This window comes from Pseudomonas sp. DTU12.1 (genome assembly GCF_009873475.1).
GTDB lineage: Bacteria > Pseudomonadota > Gammaproteobacteria > Pseudomonadales > Pseudomonadaceae > Aquipseudomonas > Aquipseudomonas proteolytica.
Genome location: NZ_CP045254.1, coordinates 246,818 through 261,449, shown reverse-complemented (window position 1 = coordinate 261,449; position 14,632 = coordinate 246,818). Strand labels below are relative to the sequence as shown.

Sequence of the window (14,632 nt, the reverse complement as noted above, 5' to 3'; positions counted from 1 at the left end):
ATCAACCTTTTCGGCGGGTCAGGCGCTAGAATAGCCGGACCAATGACAACAAAGGGACAAGGTTATCATGCGCACATTCAATCGCCTGCTGTTGACCGGCTTGATTGCACTCGCTCCGATGGCTGCCATGGCGGCAGACGACGCTCCCTCGGGGGACCCGCAAGTCACCATTCGCACGGAAGGCGACAAGACCATCCAGGAATACCGTCAAAATGGCTTCCTGTATGCGATCAAGGTAACCCCGAAAGGCGCGCCCCCGTATTTCCTGGTGCGCGCGGACGGAACCGATGCAAACTTCATCCGCTCGGACCAGCCGGATATGCTGATCCCTTCATGGAAGATCTTCGAATGGAAATGATTTCTTAATTTCAATCGGCGCTGCGGCCCGCGGCGCCCGTAATGGCAGTTTTAACCATGTCTGTGTTCACCCCCCTGGCTCGGCCCGAGCTGGAAACCTTTCTCGCCCCTTATGGGCTCGGCCGCCTGCTCGATTTCCAGGGGATTGCCGCGGGTAGCGAAAACACCAACTTCTTTATCAGCCTGGAGCAGGGCGAATTTGTCCTGACCCTGGTTGAGCGCGGCCCCGTGGACGAAATGCCGTTCTTCATCGAACTGCTGGACGTACTCCACGACGCCGACCTGCCGGTGCCTTACGCCCTGCGCACCACCGACGGCGTGGCCCTGCGCGAATTGGCAGGCAAGCCGGCGCTGCTGCAACCGCGCCTTGCCGGCAAGCACATCAAGCACGCCAACGCCCAGCATTGCGTGCAAGTGGGTGAGTTGCTCGCTCACCTGCACCTGGCCACCCAGGGCGACAAGGTGCTGGAGCGCAAGACCGATCGCGGGCTGGATTGGATGCTCGACGAAGGTGCGCAACTGATCTCGCACCTCGATGCTGAGCAACAGCGCCTGCTGCAAGCGGCCCTGGATGAAATCCAGCAGCACAAGGCACACATCCTCACGCTGCCCCGCGCCAACATTCACGCCGACCTGTTTCGCGACAACGCAATGTTCGAAGGCACCCACCTGACCGGGCTGATCGACTTCTACAACGCGTGCTCCGGCCCGATGCTGTACGACGTGGCGATTGCCCTGAATGACTGGTGCTCGGACGAAGCTGGGGTGATTGACGGCCACCGCGCCCGGGCATTGCTGGGGGCCTACGCGGCACTGCGGCCGTTCAGCACCGGGGAAGCCGAACTGTGGCCGACGATGTTGCGCGTGGCCTGTGTGCGGTTCTGGCTGTCACGCCTGATTGCAGCCGAGACATTTGCCGGGCAGGACGTGTTGATTCACGACCCCGTGGAGTTCCAGCAACGGCTGGAGCAGCGCCAGAACGTTGCGATCCAGCTGCCGCTCGCCCTCTAAATGTGGGAGCGGGCTTGCTCGCGAATGCGGTGTGTCAGCCAAGTAGCGGGTGACTGACACACCGCATTCGCGAGCAAGCCCGCTCCCACATTGGTTTGGCGCTGTGCCTACAGTGACTCCAGGCACCCTGCCAAATTATTGCCCAGCTTTTCCAGCAACTGTTCATAGCCTTGAGCGGTTGCCGGGGTGTAGCCGCCCAGGGCATCCAATTCCGCCAGTTTCACCGGCAGGCCTGCCACCAGGGTCTCGGCCAGGCGCGGGCGCAATGGCGGCTCGCTGAACACACAGGTCTTGCCCACTTCCTGCAAGCGCGTGCGCATCGCCGCCACATGCTGGGCGCCGGGTTGCACTTCGGCGGCCACGCTGAATACGCCGGTATGCTTGAGGCCATAGGCATCTTCAAAGTAGTCGAAGGCTTCGTGGAACACGAAGTAAGGTTTGCCGGCGATACCCGCCAGGCGCGCCTTGAGGCGCACATCCAGGGCATCCAGGCGAGCGTTGAACCCCTGCAGGTTGCTCTGGTAGCGCGCCGCGTTGGCCGGATCGGCCGCGCTCAAGTCCGCTGCCATTTTTGTAGCAATCACCCGCGCATTGACCGGTGACAACCACAGGTGAGCATCCAGGCTTCCCGGACGATGATCGTGATCATGGTCGGCGGCTTTTTCGCCATGGGAGTGATTATCTTCGGCGAAATGACGCAGTTTGAGCCCCGGCAACTCCTGCACCGCGACTGTCGGCAAGCTGCGGCCCTTGAGCACCCGAGGCAGGAAGCCTTCCATGTCCGGACCGATCCAGTACAGCAGATCCACCGATTGCACACGCCGTACGTCGGATGGTCGCAATGCATAGTTATGGGGCGAGGCTCCCGGCGGCAATAACACCTCTGGAACCGCCACCCCGTCCTGCACAGCGGCGGCAATCAGCTGCAAGGGCTTGATGCTGGTCAGCACCCGAACCTCGGCCTGGGCAGCCCCGGCAATCCATAAACTGGTGACAAATACGACAAAAACGGCAAAAAGTCGGGACACGATGAGCACTCAAGTCAGCAGGAACGGGTAACATAATAACGTCTCTCACAAATATCTGTCGCCGCTCATGCCTAAAACACCGCTTGCCAGCCGTCCCCACGACCACTCTCACTGCGTCCACAACGCACTGTCAGAGGCCGACGCCCTGTGCGCACGCCAAGGCCTGCGCCTGACGGCCCTGCGCCGGCGGGTGCTGGAACTGGTGTGGCAGAGCCACAAACCCCTGGGTGCCTACGACATTCTCGGCGTACTCAGCGAGCAGGATGGCCGCCGCGCCGCGCCGCCGACGGTGTACCGTGCGCTGGACTTCCTGCTGGAAAATGGCCTGGTACACCGTATCGCCTCATTAAATGCCTTTGTCGGCTGCAACCACCCGGAACACGCGCACCAGGGCCAGTTCCTGATCTGCCGTGAATGCCACGCCGCCATCGAGCTTGAACAAAAAAGCATCAGCGACGCGATCATCAAGAGTGCCGGCGATGTGGGCTTCCGAGTCGAAGGGCAGACCGTCGAAGTAGTAGGCATCTGCTCGGGCTGCCAGGGGGCTTGATGAGCACTGCGCTAATCCGCCTGGAGCAGGTCGGCGTCACGTTCGCCGGCCAGAACGTGCTGGACAACATTCACCTGAGCGTCGAACCGGGGCAGATCGTTACCCTGATCGGCCCCAACGGCGCCGGCAAGACCACCCTGGTGCGTGCCGTGCTGGGCCTGCTCAAGCCCGACAGCGGCAGTGTCTGGCGCAAGCCCAAGCTGCGCATCGGCTATATGCCGCAGAAACTGCACGTCGACCCGACCTTGCCGCTTTCAGTGCTGCGCTTTTTGCGCCTGGTACCCGGCGTGGATCGCGCCCGCGCCCTGGCTGCGCTCAAGGAAGTCGGGGCCGAGCAGGTCATCGACAGCCCGGTACAAAGCATCTCCGGTGGCGAAATGCAGCGCGTCCTGCTGGCCCGTGCCCTGCTGCGCGAACCCGAACTGCTGGTGCTCGATGAGCCGGTACAGGGCGTCGATGTGGCCGGCCAGGCCGAGCTCTACAGCCTGATTACCCGCCTGCGCGACCGTCACGGCTGTGGCGTGCTGATGGTCTCCCACGACCTGCACCTGGTAATGAGCACCACCGACCAGGTGGTATGCCTCAACCGCCACGTCTGCTGCTCCGGCCATCCGGAGCAGGTCAGCGGCGACCCGGCCTTCGTCGAATTGTTCGGCAAGAACGCCCAGAGCCTGGCGATTTACCACCACCATCACGACCACGCCCATGACCTGCATGGCGCCGTGGTTGCCGATCCGGCTCCCCATACCCACGTCCACGGAGATAGCTGCAAGCATGGCTGATTTTCTGCTCTACGCCCTGCTTGCAGGCTTGGCTTTGGCGCTGGTGGCGGGCCCGCTGGGTTCGTTCGTGGTCTGGCGGCGCATGGCCTACTTTGGCGACACCTTGTCCCACGCGGCCCTGCTCGGCGTAGCCCTGGGCTTTTTGCTGGACGTCAGCCCGACCATCGCCGTGACCGTTGGCTGCCTGCTGCTCGCCGTGCTGCTGGTGACCCTGCAACAGCGCCAGCCCCTGGCTTCGGACACGCTGCTGGGGATCCTCGCACCCAGCACCCTGTCCCTGGGCCTGGTGGTCCTGAGCTTTATGCATGAAGTGCGTATCGACCTGATGGCCTACCTGTTCGGCGACCTGCTGGCGATCAGCCCCACGGACCTGGCCTGGATTCTCGGCGGCAGCGCGGCGGTATTGATCCTGCTGGTGGCCCTGTGGCGACCGCTGCTGGCAATTACCGTGCACGAACAACTGGCCACCGTCGAAGGTTTGCCCGTGCCGGCGCTGCGCATGACCCTGATGTTGCTGATCGCCGTGGTGATTGCTGTCGCAATGAAGATTGTCGGCGTATTGTTGATCACGTCGCTGTTGATCATCCCCGCCGCCGCCGCCCAGCGTCATGCACGCTCACCGGAACAGATGGCGGTCGGCGCCAGTTTGCTGGGGATGCTTGCCGTGTGTGGTGGCCTGGCGCTGTCCTGGTTCAAGGACACCCCGGCCGGGCCGTCGATTGTGGTCACGGCCGCCGCACTGTTTCTGCTGAGTTTTGTCCTGCCCCGTCGAGGGGTGTAGACTTGCTCGCTTTTTGCGCAATTAGAGAGTCGCAGGAATGAAGCCGTTCACCTCCCGTTATCTGCTCCTTGCCGCATTTTCCCTGCTGCTGGGCGCCTGCCAAAGCACCCCGCCCGTCGCCCCCGAGGTTCCGGACGCGCGCGCTGCGGCCATTGCACAGCTGGAACAAAACCTGGCCAGCAGCGAGCTGGCCACCGCCGAAGACCAACTCGCCGCCCTGCAGGCCCAATCGCCCGACGATCCGGCGCTGGAGCCTTATCAGCGCCAGTTGGCCGAAGCCTATCTGCAGCGTAGCCAGATCGTCCTGCAAAAAGGTGATGTCAACGCCGCCGCCACTGCCTTGAGCCGTGCCCGGGCCTTGATGCCCAAGGCGCCGGCGCTGACGGGCGGAGTCAATAGCGCCATCGCTCACGCGCGCAAAGCCGAGCTGGATAAAGCCGAAGCCGCCCTCAAGGCCGCCGAAGCCAAGCCACCGGCCAAGGTCATCGACCCCGCCGCCGAAAGCACCACGGTTGCGCTGAACCTCACGGATATTCAGCAATTGCGCCATCAACTGGATGCCATCGCCACCGACGTGGTGAATTACCAGTGTGATGTGAGCATCCAGGTGCCGCGCACCGAGGATTACCCGTGGCTGAACACGCTGCTGAGCAAACGAGTGAAGCGGATAGATTCAGGGTATGACCTGAAGATTCACCGGCAGATCCTCAAGCATATTCCGGCGCAGGTTGTGCTGATTCCGCGTAAAGCCGACTGACGCCAATCGCGGGCAAGCCCGCTCCCACATTGGAATACATTTCAAATGTGGGAGCGGGCTTGCCCGCGATGGCGCCCTATCAAACAACCAAAAACTTAAGCTGGAACCGCCTTGGCCCGAGGCTCGCGCTCCCAAACCCGATGCTGGGCAATTGCCGCAATAAACGCCTTCAACGCCTTGGCATCCCCGCCAACAATCAAGCCCGCATCCGCCTCCAGCTTCAACACCGCCAACAACTGCTTCGCCTCACCGGCCAAGGCAATCGCCTTCAAATGCTTGTAGGCCTCCAGCAGGTAGTGCAACGCCACACCATCGCCGCTCAATGCCTGGATCGACTTCGCCCCACCCGGCACAAACACCGCGTCGAATGCCACTGACGGCAAACCTTCCATCGAGGCATCCACCGCCAGGCTCTTGCCATCGGCCGTGGTTACCGGCGCCGAGGTCGGCCCAAGCAATTTGGCATGGGCCCCTTCTGCGGCCAGCGCCTTTTTCAACGCTGCGATGGCTGCACCATCAACACCATTGGCCGCCAGGATCGCCACCTTGCGCGTCTTGATACCCCCTGGCAGCAGGTTGGCCTGGCTCAAGGCCGGCGAGCGCTCTGGCGCGGTCTTGCGCACTGGCACGGTGCCTTTTTTCGGCACCGGCAGGCCCAGGTTCTGCGCCACGCGCTTGGCCAGCTCCAGGTCGATGTTGGCCAGGATCTCGTTGACCTGGCGCGCCCGGATAAACTCACGCTCGACCTTGCCCAGCTCAAAGCTGTAGGCCGCGATGATGTGCTCCTGCTCGTGCTTGCTCATGCTGTTGAAAAACAGGCGCGCCTGGGAAAAGTGATCGCTGAATGACTCACTGCGCTCGCGGATTTTGTGCGCGTCGATGCGCTCCGGGTAAGATTCGAAACCGCCGTCCTGCGCGGCCGGAGGCGTTTCCTTCGGCCAGCCGCCGTCAATGGAGTTCGGCTCGTAAGCCGCACGGCCTTTGTCGATGGTGCTGCGGTGCATGGCATCGCGCTGGTTGTTATGCAGTGGCGTCACCGGTTGGTTGATCGGCAACTGGTGAAAGTTCGGGCCACCCAGACGGCTGATCTGCGTGTCGGTGTAGGAAAACAACCGACCTTGCAGCAGTGGGTCATTGGAGAAGTCGATACCCGGCACGATATGGCCTGGGCAGAAGGCGACCTGCTCGACTTCCGCGAAAAAGTTATCCGGGTTGCGGTTGAGCACCATCTTGCCCAACGGGGTGATGGGCACCAATTCTTCGGGAATCAGCTTGGTCGGGTCGAGGATATCGAAGTCGAAGGCATGCTCTTTATCCTCGGGAATAATCTGCACCCCCAGTTCCCACTCCGGGTAATCGCCCATCTCGATGGCGTCCCACAGGTCGCGACGGTGGTAATCGGTATCTTTACCCGCCAGTTTCTGCGCTTCGTCCCACACCAGGGAACAGGTGCCCGCCGTCGGCCGCCAGTGGAATTTGACGAAGTTGGACTTACCCTCGGCATTGACCAAGCGGAACGTATGCACACCAAAACCCTGCATGCTGCGCAGGCTTTTTGGGATGGCGCGGTCGGACATCGCCCAGATCACCATGTGCGCCGATTCCGGCTGCAGCGAGACAAAATCCCAGAACGTGTCGTGGGCCGAGCCGCCGGTAGGAATTTCGTTGTGCGGCTCAGGTTTTACCGCATGCACGAAGTCAGGAAACTTAATCGCGTCCTGAATGAAAAATACCGGCATGTTGTTGCCCACCAGGTCGAAGTTGCCTTCTTCGGTGAAGAACTTCACGGCAAAACCACGCACGTCACGCACCGTATCGCCCGAACCACGTGGGCCCTGCACCGTGGAAAAACGCGTGAACACCGGGGTTTTATGGCCAGGGTCACGCAAAAAACCCGCCTTGGTCAGCGCCGAGTGGTTTTCATAGGTCTGGAAGTAGCCATGGGCGCCAGTGCCGCGGGCGTGCACGATGCGCTCCGGGATCCGCTCGTGGTCAAAGTGCGTGATCTTTTCACGCATGATGAAATCTTCCAGCAGCGAAGGCCCGCGTGCGCCGGCTTTCAAGGTGTTCTGGTTGTCGGAGATTTTCACCCCCTGATTGGTGCGCAGTGCCTGGCCAGTGGCATCCGAGCGGGATTTTTCCAGGCTTTGCAGCTTGGCATTGGTGTTGCCACGGTCCAGGGTATCGGTGCCAGCAAGCTCGCTCTTGGGCGCCTGGGCGGGTTTCTTGGTACTCATCAGACAAAACTCCTCGTTTGCGTAGGCCAGAGCGGTCCCTGGCTCGTTTGAGCAAAACCCCGGGCACGGCACCCGGGAAATCGAGTTGCTTAAGTAGTGACTGACACGGTTTTTGACCGTTCCTTTTTTATGACCTTTGATCGCGTTATTGCCAAATCGCTGGTTGAATACGAAATAAATGCTAAGAAACACTAGATGGACAGGCTAAAATGCGCGCCCGGCTAACCGCTGATCCCTTTTCAATGCGCCCCACAAGGTTCGCTACGTGATCGAGTTTCATAACGTCCATAAAACCTACCGGGTCGCCGGTAAGGATATCCCCGCCCTGCACCCCACCAGCCTGCGCGTCGAGAACGGCCAGGTGTTCGGCCTGATTGGCCACTCTGGTGCGGGAAAAAGTACTCTGCTGCGCCTGATAAACCGCCTGGAAGAACCTTCGGGCGGCCAGATCAAGGTCGACGGCGAAGAAGTCACCGCCCTGGATGCCAATGGCCTGCGCCGTTTCCGGCAGCAGGTCGGGATGATCTTCCAGCACTTCAACCTGCTGGCCTCCAAGACCGTCGCCGACAACGTCGCGCTGCCGCTGGCCCTGGCCGGTGAGTTGTCGCGCCGCGAGATCGATGCGCGCGTGGCCGAACTGCTGGACCGGGTTGGCCTGTCCGACCATGCCAAGAAGTACCCGGCGCAGTTGTCCGGTGGCCAGAAGCAGCGCGTCGGCATCGCCCGCGCCCTGGCCACCAAGCCAAAAATCCTGCTGTGCGACGAAGCCACCAGCGCCCTTGACCCGCAGACCACTGCCTCGGTCCTGCAACTGCTGGCCGAGATCAACCGCGAGCTGAACCTGACGATCGTGTTAATCACCCACGAGATGGACGTGATCCGTCGTGTCTGCGACCAGGTCGCGGTGATGGATGCCGGTGTGATCGTCGAGCAAGGCCCGGTCGCCCAGGTGTTCCTGCACCCCACGCACGCAACCACCAAACGGTTCGTGCAGGAAGCCGAGCAGGTCGATGAAGGCGAGCAGCGCGATGTCTTCGCCCATGTACCAGGCCGCATCGTGCGCCTGACGTTCCAGGGCGAAGCGACCTACGCGCCCCTGCTGGGTACCGTCGCCCGCGAAACGGGTGTGGACTACAGCATCCTGGCCGGTCGCATCGACCACATAAAAGATACCCCTTACGGGCAACTGACCCTGGCCATCACCGGCGGTGACATGGAAGCGGCATTCGCACGCTTTACCGCAGCCGATGTGCACATGGAGGTCCTGCGTTAATGGACGTGTTACTGCATTACTTCGACAACGTCGACTGGGCTGATATCTGGGTAGCCACCAGCGACACCATGCTGATGCTCAGCACCTCGCTGTTTTTCACCGTACTGGTGGGCCTGCCGCTGGGCATCCTGCTGTTTCTGTTCAGCCCACGCCAGTTGCTGGAGCAGAAAACCACCTATGCCGCCCTGGCCTTCGTGGTCAACGCCATCCGCTCCTTGCCGTTTATCATTCTGCTGATTGTGATGATCCCGACGACGGTATTCCTCACGGGCACGTCGCTTGGCGTGGCCGGTGCGATTCCGCCGCTGGTGGTGGGCGCTTCGACGTTCTTCGCCCGGCTGGTGGAAACCGCCCTGCGCGAGGTCGATCGCGGCATCATCGAGGCGACCCAGGCCATGGGCGCGACCACCCGGCAGATCATCACCAAGGCGCTGCTGCCCGAGGCAAAGCCGGGCATCATTGCGGCAATCACCGTGACCGCCATTGCCCTGGTGGGCTACACCGCCATGGCCGGCGTAGTAGGTGCCGGCGGCCTGGGCGACCTGGCGATCCGTTATGGGTACCAGCGTTTCCAGGATGACGTGATGGTCGTCACCGTGGTGATGTTGATTGTGCTGGTGCAAATTCTGCAAACCATCGGCGATAAGCTGGTGACACACTACTCTCGAAAATAACGGCCATTACCGGCGCCCGCCGGCAGATGCCCGAACAAGGAGCTTGTTGGATGAAAAAACTACTGGTTGCTTTCGCCGCGGTTGCCGCGTTTTCCGCCCATGCCGACGAGACCCTGACGGTCGCCGCCACGCCGGTGCCCCACGCTGAGATCCTTGAGTTCGTGAAGCCGGCCCTGGCCGCACAAGGCGTGGACTTGAAGGTCAAGGTGTTCACCGACTACGTGCAGCCGAACGTACAAGTGGCCGAGAAGCGCCTGGATGCCAACTTCTTCCAGCACAAGCCGTACCTGGATGAGTTCAACAAGGCCAAGGGCACTCACCTGGTGAGTGTGGCCCGCGTGCACCTGGAGCCCCTGGGCGCGTACTCCAGCAAGTACAAGACCCTGGCCGAGCTGCCGGACGGTGCCAACGTGGTCATCCCCAACGACGCCACCAACGGCGGCCGCGCGCTGTTGCTGCTGGCCAGCAAGGGCCTGATCACCTTGAAGGACCCGACCGATATTCTGTCGACCATCAAGGACATCACCGGCAATGAAAAGGGCCTGAAATTCCGCGAACTGGAAGCCGCCACCCTGCCACGCGTGCTGACCCAGGTCGACCTGGCGCTGATCAACACCAACTACGCCCTGGAAGCCAAGCTGGACCCTGCCAAGGATGCCCTGGCGATCGAAGGCAACGACTCGCCTTACGTCAACATCCTGGTGACCCGCGAGGACAACAAGGATTCGGACGCAGTGCAGAAACTGGTCAAAGCCCTGCACACTCCCGAGGTGAAGAAATTCATCAACGAGAAGTACAAAGGCGCAATTCTGCCGGCGTTCTGATCGAGCACGATCGCCAAAACACTGGAGATCGAATGTGGGAGCTGGCTTGCCTGCGATAGCGGTGGATCAGCGACCAAAAGGCTGGCTGACCTGACGCTATCGCAGGCAAGCCAGCTCCCACAGTTGATCTGGGTTGTCGGCTGGATTTACTCCAGAACTAGTTGCGCTGCAACAACCCCGGCAACTGCGCCACCAGCTTCTGGTTGTTCAACGGCGCACGGATAAACCCACGCTGGGTGCCATCCGGGCCGATCAAGGCCAGGTTGCCGCTGTGATCGACGGTGTAGTTCGGCTTGCTGGTATCGGCCGGAATGAACGGAATGCTCACCGCATTCGACACCTTCTGCACATCCTCCACATTCGCGCCGGTCAGGCCTGCAAATTGCGGATCGAAGTAGCCCAGGTATTGCTTGAGCTGCGTCGGGGTATCGCGATGGGGGTCAACGCTGACCAGGATCACCTGCAGCTTATCCACTACGTCCTTGGGCAGCTCGCTCTTGATCTGGCGCAGCTGGGCGAGGGTGGTCGGGCAGATGTCCGGGCAGAAGGTGTAGCCGAAGAACAGCACACTCCACTTGCCCTTCAACTCGTTGACCAGCACCGGCTGGCCGTCCTGGTTGGTCATGGTCACCGGCGGCAGCTGGCGGCTTTGCGGCAGCAGGATAATGCCCGCGTCGATCAATGCCGTAGGGTCGCCCTGGCCCTTGCCGGACAGTACTTTATTGACGGTCAGGCCCATGACCAACGCCACGATGGCCACCAGGATGAAGACAGTTTTTTGAGTTCGAGTCATAGGTTCAACAATAAGTAGTGGTCTACGAGCAGGGCGATAAATAGCAGGAACAGGTACCAGATAGAGTACTTGAAGGTATTGATCGCCGCGTGCGGCCGACTGCCACGGTACAGCACCCAGGCCCATTGCAGAAAGCGTGCGCCCAGAACCAGTGCACAGCCCAGGTACAACAGCCCGCTCATATGGATCACATAGGGCATCAGGCTCACCGCCAGCAGCGCGAAGGTGTAGAGCAGGATATGCACCTTGGTGTAGTGCTCGCCGTGGGTCACCGGCAGCATCGGGATATCGGCCTTGGCGTACTCCTCCTTGCGATGAATGGCCAGGGCCCAGAAGTGCGGTGGGGTCCAGGCAAAGATGATCAGCACCAGCAGCAATGGCTCGGCACTCACATGGCCGGTGACCGCCACCCAACCGAGTAACGGCGGCGCCGCACCGGCCAGGCCGCCGATCACGATGTTCTGCGGCGTCGCGCGCTTGAGGAAGCCGGTGTAGATCACCGCATAGCCCAGCAACGAGGCCAGCGTCAGCCAGGCCGCCAACGGGTTGGTAAAGGCCAGCAACAAGCCCAGCCCGGCCACCGCCAGCGCCAGGGCAAATGTCAGCGCGGCGACCGGGGACACCCGGCCTTCGGCCAACGGCCGCTTGTGAGTACGCGCCATCAGCGCATCAATACGCCGGTCCACCACATGGTTCACCGCCGCTGCGCCACCAGCGCACAGGGCAATCCCCAGGTTGCCGAAGATCAGCACCGTCCACGGCACACCGGCGCGAGTGGCGAGAAACATGCCCACCAGCGAGGTGATCAGCATCAGCACCACCACCTTGGGCTTGGTCAGCTCCAGATAGTCACGCCAGATCGCCTGGCTGTGACGCTCGCCAATCAAGGTCGCCATGGCATCTCTCCTTTAAGGGTGATCAGGCCCGAAACGTGTTTGCGCGGGCTGAAGCGCCAACCGAACGGCACTTGATGGCGGACCCGCACCAGGCTGGTACGGGCGTGGTAATTGACCAGCACCAGGGTCAGCAGCAGCGCTGCACCGCCGGCGTTATGGGCGACCGCAACCGGCAGCGGCAAATGAAAGTACACATTGCTCAGGCCCAGGCCGATCTGCAAGGCGAGCGCCACCAGCAGCAACCCGGCGAGGCGCGTCATGCCCACCGCCTTGAGCTGCCAGGCCAGCCCCAGCAGCACCACGGTGACCGCCAGCGCGCCTATGCGATGGGTCAGGTGAATCGCCGTGCGTGCGTCGCTGTCCAGTTGCCCGCCCAGATAGTTGGGGCCGATATGCTGGGTCAGGTGAAAGCCATTGGCAAAGTCCGCCGCCGGCCACCACTCGCCATGGCACGTCGGCAAGTCGATACAGGCCACCGCCGCATAGTTGGAGCTGACCCAACCACCCAGCGCCACCTGCCCGATCACCATCACCAGGCCCGCCGTGGCCCAGTACTGCAAGCGCCTGGGCACGATCAGCGCCGGCAACACCCCGGACAAACGCAGGGTCAGCAAAAACAGCAGGCTCAACGTCGCAAACCCGCCGAGCAAATGCCCGGTGACCACCTGCGGCCAGAGCTTGAGCGTCACCGTCCACATGCCAAAGGCCGCCTGGGCGAACACCACCGCCAGCAGGAACAGCGGCAGCTTCAAGGGTTGCCCCGAGTGCCGGCGATGGGTCCAGGCGCGAGCGGCCAGCAACGTGATCAGCAGCCCAAGGGTGCCTGCGGCGTAGCGGTGGATCATCTCGTTCCAGCCTTTGTCGGCCTCCACCGGCGTATCCGGGAAATGCAGCTCGGCATGGGCCAACTGGGCCTCGCTTTTAGGCACGCTGATAAAGCCGTAGCAACCCGGCCAGTCCGGGCAACCGAGGCCGGCATGGGTCAGGCGGGTGTAGGCGCCGAGCAACACGACAATCAGCGCCAGCAGGGTGGCAAACAGCGCGAGGCGAAATCCAGGTTTGGCCATGACGATGCCCTTATCCGATATTCGACAGTTTCAGCAGATGGCGCAGGTCGTTGAGCAGATCCTTGCCCTTGACCCGCGCGTCATAGCGCAGCACCAGGTTGCCGTGGGGGTCGACGATCCACAGTTGGGCATCGCCGGGCGCGGCAGCGTTTTGCTTGAAGGTCGGCAGGTCCAGGGGCAAACGCTGCAACTGCGGATACTCCGCTTTCAGCTTGGTCTCGTATTCGGCACTAAGCGGCTGCGCACTGGCCAGGGCATGGCTGGCGCGGGACGCATCACGGCCCAGGCCGATCTGCAGTTGGCGCGCGAGGTAGACCAATTGCTGGCAATCGGCGGCGCAGGCTGCGGGGGCGGTCACCAGCAATTGCCAGCGCTGCTCGTCGGCCTGCACGCCGATATCGGCGCGGGTCTGGCCATTGCCGATCATCTCGCCGTGATCACTGCGGTTGTCCGGCACCCAGAACTGCAACTTGTACATCAGGGTCGCCAGCACCATCGGGCCGATCACCATCAGCAGGATCAGGATCAGTTGCCAGCGCCCCTTGCGCCGGTTGGGCGCCGCTGGCGTGTCAGACATGTTGAGTGGATTCATGGCCGCTCCCATGGTGCTTCTCCCTTGCGTTGTGCCATCCGAGGTAGAGGTAAAGGCCCAGCAGCGCCAGCGCCATGGCGAACCACTGCACGGCATACCCCAAGTGTTTTTCCGGCCCCATGGCCACTACCGGCCACTGGGTTTCATAGGTCGCAGGGCCGGCTTCGGCCCGCAGCTCAAAGGCAAACCCGCTGCGGTCCAACTCGGCCCACAGCGCCTGTGGATGCAGCGCCGTCAGCAAACGCGGCCATTGCGCGACTGCCGGGTCGGCATGCAGCTGGAACGTCTCGCCCGGCGCGACATACACCCAGGCATTGATATTCAAAGGCTGGTCGGGCGTGGTGAAGGCCGGCGGCGTGCGTCGATCCGGCCACGCCAGCCAGCCGCGATTGAGCAACAGCCACTGGCCGCTGGCCTGGTCATGAAAGGGTTGCAGCAACTCGACGCCGGCCTTGCCGTCACGCATGCGGTTATCCAGCAGCACGCTGTGCCCGGCATCGAGCTGCCCGCGCAACTGCACCCGGCGAAAGGCTGGGTCAGCCACCCCATCCAACTGTTCAACACTGATAGGCGGCGCCGCCCGGCGCTCGGCATAACTCTGCAGCAGCGCCTGTTTTTCCTGGCCACGGGACAGTTGCCAGAAACCCAGGAACACCATCAGCGGCAGCAGCACGAGCACCACCAGCGTCGGCGCAATCCCGGGGCGAAAGGGTTTCATGGCGTTGCCGCAAAGGTGGGTGCTGCGCTGGCTATACTGAATCTCATTGCCCGCCCCTCAAAAAAACAGCCCTGGAGCCTGACCATGCTCAAAGCCGCTATTGCCCTGATGCTGATCGCTACCGTTGTGAGCCTGTTCAGTGGCTTGTTCTTTCTGGTCAAGGACGAAGGCCACTCCAATCGCCTTGTCACTGCCTTGACCGTGCGCGTGGTGCTGGCCGTGATGACCCTGGCGTTGATCACCTGGGGGTTCTTCAGCGGCCAGCTGGTTTCCCACGCGCCCTGGTAAGTCG

At 62.1% G+C, this 14,632-nt stretch carries 17 protein-coding genes; 10 read left to right on the top strand and 7 right to left on the bottom strand.

Features of this window, described 5'->3' with window-relative positions:
- Positions 1–67: 67 nt before the first annotated feature.
- Positions 68–358 carry a DUF2782 domain-containing protein gene (locus GDV60_RS01250; RefSeq protein ID WP_104911281.1) on the top strand — a complete coding sequence of 97 codons (291 nt, stop codon included), beginning with the start codon at positions 68–70 and terminating at the stop codon, positions 356–358.
- Between the two features lie 56 nt (positions 359–414).
- Positions 415–1,368, top strand: a complete 954-nt coding sequence (locus GDV60_RS01245) for a homoserine kinase (protein ID WP_159906031.1) — start codon at positions 415–417, stop codon at positions 1,366–1,368.
- A 107-nt stretch (positions 1,369–1,475) separates the two neighbouring features.
- Here GDV60_RS01245 and GDV60_RS01240 read toward each other — a convergent pair whose 3' ends face one another.
- Positions 1,476–2,405: a zinc ABC transporter substrate-binding protein gene (locus GDV60_RS01240; protein ID WP_159906029.1), complete on the bottom strand. Its 930-nt coding sequence runs from the start codon at positions 2,403–2,405 to the stop codon at positions 1,476–1,478.
- A 58-nt stretch (positions 2,406–2,463) separates the two neighbouring features.
- Here GDV60_RS01240 and zur point away from each other — a divergent pair, with 58 nt between their 5' ends.
- From zur to GDV60_RS01220, 4 genes are read left to right on the top strand one after another with little or no spacing between them, the layout of a single operon-like run.
- Positions 2,464–2,946, top strand: coding sequence for a zinc uptake transcriptional repressor Zur (gene zur, locus GDV60_RS01235; protein ID WP_029290345.1), 483 nt, complete (start codon positions 2,464–2,466; stop codon positions 2,944–2,946).
- Positions 2,946–3,728, top strand: coding sequence for a zinc ABC transporter ATP-binding protein ZnuC (gene znuC, locus GDV60_RS01230; protein WP_029290343.1), 783 nt, complete (start codon positions 2,946–2,948; stop codon positions 3,726–3,728). The genes zur and znuC overlap by 1 nt, the downstream gene beginning before the upstream one ends.
- Positions 3,721–4,509: a zinc ABC transporter permease subunit ZnuB gene (gene znuB, locus GDV60_RS01225; protein WP_029290341.1), complete on the top strand. Its 789-nt coding sequence runs from the start codon at positions 3,721–3,723 to the stop codon at positions 4,507–4,509. Before znuC ends, znuB begins: the two co-directional genes overlap by 8 nt.
- A 37-nt stretch (positions 4,510–4,546) precedes the next feature.
- Entirely contained in the window at positions 4,547–5,266 is a 720-nt protein-coding gene (locus GDV60_RS01220; RefSeq protein WP_029290339.1) for a PA5502 family lipoprotein, read from the top strand.
- Between the two features lie 95 nt (positions 5,267–5,361).
- On the opposite strand, the gene katE is transcribed toward GDV60_RS01220, so the two are convergent.
- Positions 5,362–7,533: a catalase HPII gene (katE, locus tag GDV60_RS01215; protein WP_186351013.1), complete on the bottom strand. Its 2,172-nt coding sequence runs from the start codon at positions 7,531–7,533 to the stop codon at positions 5,362–5,364.
- Between the two features lie 235 nt (positions 7,534–7,768).
- Between katE and GDV60_RS01210 the strand changes: the two genes are divergently transcribed.
- Genes GDV60_RS01210 through GDV60_RS01200 form a run of 3 tightly spaced genes read left to right on the top strand, consistent with a single transcriptional unit; the run spans position 7,769 to position 10,274 of the window.
- Positions 7,769–8,776 carry a methionine ABC transporter ATP-binding protein gene (locus tag GDV60_RS01210; RefSeq protein ID WP_159906027.1) on the top strand — a complete coding sequence of 336 codons (1,008 nt, stop codon included), beginning with the start codon at positions 7,769–7,771 and terminating at the stop codon, positions 8,774–8,776.
- Entirely contained in the window at positions 8,776–9,450 is a 675-nt protein-coding gene (locus GDV60_RS01205; RefSeq protein WP_029290333.1) for a methionine ABC transporter permease, read from the top strand. Before GDV60_RS01210 ends, GDV60_RS01205 begins: the two co-directional genes overlap by 1 nt.
- A 50-nt stretch (positions 9,451–9,500) precedes the next feature.
- Positions 9,501–10,274: a MetQ/NlpA family ABC transporter substrate-binding protein gene (locus GDV60_RS01200; RefSeq protein WP_133715177.1), complete on the top strand. Its 774-nt coding sequence runs from the start codon at positions 9,501–9,503 to the stop codon at positions 10,272–10,274.
- A gap of 157 nt (positions 10,275–10,431) precedes the next feature.
- Here GDV60_RS01200 and GDV60_RS01195 read toward each other — a convergent pair whose 3' ends face one another.
- The 5 genes from GDV60_RS01195 to GDV60_RS01175 are packed head-to-tail and all read right to left on the bottom strand — an operon-like array spanning position 10,432 to position 14,340.
- Entirely contained in the window at positions 10,432–11,067 is a 636-nt protein-coding gene (locus tag GDV60_RS01195; RefSeq protein ID WP_029290329.1) for an SCO family protein, read from the bottom strand.
- The gene (cyoE, locus tag GDV60_RS01190; protein ID WP_029290327.1) at positions 11,064–11,963 is read right to left on the bottom strand and encodes a heme o synthase; all 900 of its coding nucleotides are present in this window, start codon (positions 11,961–11,963) and stop codon (positions 11,064–11,066) included. Before cyoE ends, GDV60_RS01195 begins: the two co-directional genes overlap by 4 nt.
- On the bottom strand, positions 11,951–13,030 hold the full coding sequence (locus GDV60_RS01185; protein WP_159906025.1) for a heme A synthase: 1,080 nt from the start codon (positions 13,028–13,030) through the stop codon (positions 11,951–11,953). Before GDV60_RS01185 ends, cyoE begins: the two co-directional genes overlap by 13 nt.
- A 10-nt stretch (positions 13,031–13,040) precedes the next feature.
- Positions 13,041–13,634, bottom strand: a complete 594-nt coding sequence (locus tag GDV60_RS01180) for a hypothetical protein (RefSeq protein ID WP_029290323.1) — start codon at positions 13,632–13,634, stop codon at positions 13,041–13,043.
- Positions 13,600–14,340: an SURF1 family protein gene (locus GDV60_RS01175; protein ID WP_159906023.1), complete on the bottom strand. Its 741-nt coding sequence runs from the start codon at positions 14,338–14,340 to the stop codon at positions 13,600–13,602. The genes GDV60_RS01180 and GDV60_RS01175 overlap by 35 nt, the downstream gene beginning before the upstream one ends.
- An 84-nt stretch (positions 14,341–14,424) precedes the next feature.
- Between GDV60_RS01175 and GDV60_RS01170 the strand changes: the two genes are divergently transcribed.
- Positions 14,425–14,628 (top strand): twin transmembrane helix small protein, encoded by a 204-nt coding sequence (locus GDV60_RS01170; protein WP_029290319.1) that lies wholly within the window; start codon positions 14,425–14,427, stop codon positions 14,626–14,628.
- Positions 14,629–14,632: the final 4 nt, after the last annotated feature.